The organism is Hydrogenophaga sp. (assembly GCF_036675665.1).
In the GTDB taxonomy this organism is placed as follows: Bacteria; Pseudomonadota; Gammaproteobacteria; order Burkholderiales; family Burkholderiaceae_C; genus Hydrogenophaga.
The window spans coordinates 1-2,860 of sequence record NZ_JAKFEO010000062.1 but is presented as its reverse complement, the minus strand read 5'-3'; the positions used below and the strand labels follow the sequence as shown (position 1 = coordinate 2,860).

Sequence of the window (2,860 nt, the reverse complement as noted above, 5' to 3'; positions counted from 1 at the left end):
GACCCCCGCAGGCATAGACGCCGACGCCGTGCGCAAGATCATTTATGAGCGCTTTGACTGCTCGCTGGGCACGGGCCTGGGCAAAGTCAAGGGCAAGATGTTCCGCATTGGCCACCTGGGCGATTGCAACGACCTGACCCTGATGGCGGCGCTGTCGGGCTGCGAGATGGGTCTCAAGCTCGCCGGCGTCAAGCTGGCGGGTTCGGGCGTGCAGGCTGCGATGGACCATTTTTCAAGCCACGCGGCCGTGGTGCCGCTGCGCAAGGCCGCCTGACGATATCTTTCCTCGCTTTCCGCTTTCCACTTTCCACTTTCCACTTTCCCGTTTGCCGAGTTTCGCTACATCACAACTATTCCTGGAGACAAAACCATGCAACGCAGAACCTTCGTAACCGTTAGCGCCGCGAGCGCCGCAACACTCGCCTTTCCCTCGCTGATGGCGCAGACGCTACCCAATGGGCCGATTCGCATCATCGTGGGCTTTGCGCCCGGCGGTGGCACCGATATCCTGGCGCGGGTGATCGGCCAGAAGCTCGGCGACATGTGGAAGACGCAGGTCATCGTCGAGAACAAGGCGGGCGCCTCGGGGACCATCGCTGCCGACTACGTGGCCAAGCAGCCAGGTGACGGCAACACCTTGCTGATGGCGCACATCAACAGCCAGGCGATCACGCCCGCCCTGCAGAAAGTGAACTACGACCCGGCCAAGGACTTCCAGCCGGTCGTGTTGGTCGGCATCACGCCGAACCTGCTGATCTGCAACGAAAACCAGCCGGCCAAGACCGTGAAGGATCTGGTCGAGTTGTGCAGCGCCAACCCGGGCAGGGTGAGCTTCGGCTCGGCCGGCACGGGCAGCGCGCAGCACCTGGCGCTGGAGATGTTCATGCTGGCCGCCAAGGTCAAGGCCATCCACGTGCCGTACAAGGGCTCGGGCCCGATGCTCACCGACCTGATCGGTGGGACCATTCAATACAGCTTCGACACCATGACGGCGGCCACGCCCCACGTGAAAAGCGGCAAGGCCATCGCCCTTGCGCAGACGCGCCAGCAGCGCGTGGGCGCCTACGCCAACGTCCCGACCATGGCCGAGTCGGGCTTCCCCGGCTTCGAGGCGACGACGTGGTATGGGCTGGCCGGTCCCGCGAAGATGCCTCTGGCCATGGCCAAGCGCATGAACGAGGATCTCAACAAGGTCATGCTGATGCCCGACGTGATGGAAAAGCTGGCGGCCTCGGGCGCCCAGGATGGTGGTGGCTCGACCGAAAAGTTCGGGGACTTCATGCGCGCCGAGCAGATCAAGTGGGCCAAGATCATCAAGGACGGTGGCGTCAAGGCCGAAGCCTGAGCCCTGGGCATCGGGTCGCGCCGAGCCGGTCCTGAAGCCCGTTTTGCCTTGTTCGAGGGTGCTGCCATCGTGGCGGCATCCCGACTGTCGCCTCCCGGGCTGCCTGGGCGGATTGTCCAGTTCCGCAAACGATCAACATCCCTCCACAAGGATTACCGAGTGAAAGAAGCAGAAGCGTCAGCGAATGAACAGGCGAAGAAGGCGGCGCGTCCGCTGCCGCTGGCCGGTGTGCGCGTGCTCGACATCAGCCAGGTGATGGCCGGCCCTTATGCCTGCATGTTGCTGGCCGACCTGGGCGCCGACGTGATCAAGGTCGAGCCGCCGGGCGCGGGCGACCAGACGCGCGGCGCGATGGGTTTCAAGATGAAGGGGGCCGACAGCCTGGGTTTCCTGAACATGAACCGCAACAAACGCAGCGTCACGCTCAACCTGAAGTCCATGGCCGGGCGCGAGGTGCTGCTGCGCATGGTCAAGGACGCCGATATCCTTCTCGAGAACTACCGCCCCGGTGCGATGAAGCGGCTGGGCCTGGGCTACGAGGTCTTGAAAGAAATCAATCCGCGCCTGGTTTACACCAGCATCTCGGGCTTCGGCCAGACCGGACCATGGGCCGACCGACCGGGCTTCGATCTCATGGCGCAAGCCATGTCGGGCGTGATGAGCGTGACCGGCTACCCCAACAGCCCGCCGGTGAAGGCCGGCGTGCCGGTGGCCGACATTGGCTGTGCCCTGTTTGCCGTTTATGCCACCTTGTCGGCCTACATCGGGGCCAAAGCAAGCGGCGAAGGGCAGCATGTGGACGCATCCCTGTTCGACTCGGCACTGGCTTTCTCGGTCTGGGACATCTGCGACTACTGGGGCACGGGCAAACCGCCCGAACCACTGGGCACGTCCAACAAGATGACAGCGCCTTACCAGGCCATGGCCTGCTCGGACGGGTACTTCGTGATGGGCGCCAACAACCAGAAGCTGTGGCAGCAATTGTGCGTGCTGCTGGAGCGGCAGGAGTTGCTGCGGGACCCGCGCTTCACTACCATCTCGCTGCGGCTGGCCAACCGCCCCGCGCTGGAGGCTGAGCTGGAGCGCACTTTCCGCCAGCACCCCAAAGACTATTGGGTACAAACCTTGCTCGACGCCGGTATTCCGGCTGGCCCCATCCTCTCCTACCCGGAGGCTTTCGGCAGTGAGCATGCGCGCGCGCGCGGCATGCGCATGGAGATTGACCACCCGGTGGAAGGTTCTGTGCCCAACATAGGCTTTGCGGTCAAGCTGTCCGGCACGCCGCAGCAGGTGCGTCGGCATCCGCCCTTGCTGGGGGAACACACCGACGAGGTGCTCGGCGAGATGGGCATTGGCGCCGGCGAGCTTGCCGAACTTCGGGCGCAGGGCGCGTTTGCAGCATGAGTGACGGTGCAGTACACCTGACGGTCAAGGCCGGCGTGGCGTCGGTGGTGTTTGACCGCCCGCAGGCGCGCAATGCCATGACCTGGGCCATGTACGGGCAGCTGGGCCGCA

General features: G+C 64.3%; 2 protein-coding genes and 2 pseudogenes. All 4 read left to right on the top strand.

From position 1 onward, the window contains the following. Positions 1-274: pseudogene (locus V6M63_RS18390) on the top strand (serine--glyoxylate aminotransferase); the annotation flags it as partial. Positions 275-370: 96 nt separating this feature from the next. Continuing rightward, positions 371-1,345: a Bug family tripartite tricarboxylate transporter substrate binding protein gene (locus V6M63_RS18385; RefSeq protein ID WP_332744177.1), complete on the top strand. Its 975-nt coding sequence runs from the start codon at positions 371-373 to the stop codon at positions 1,343-1,345. Between the two features lie 159 nt (positions 1,346-1,504). Continuing rightward, a complete protein-coding gene (locus V6M63_RS18380) occupies positions 1,505-2,749 on the top strand; it encodes a CaiB/BaiF CoA transferase family protein (protein WP_332744174.1) in 1,245 nt (414 codons plus the stop codon). After that, positions 2,746-2,860 (top strand): annotated as a pseudogene (locus V6M63_RS18375) (enoyl-CoA hydratase); the annotation flags it as partial. The gene V6M63_RS18380 and the pseudogene V6M63_RS18375, both read left to right, overlap by 4 nt.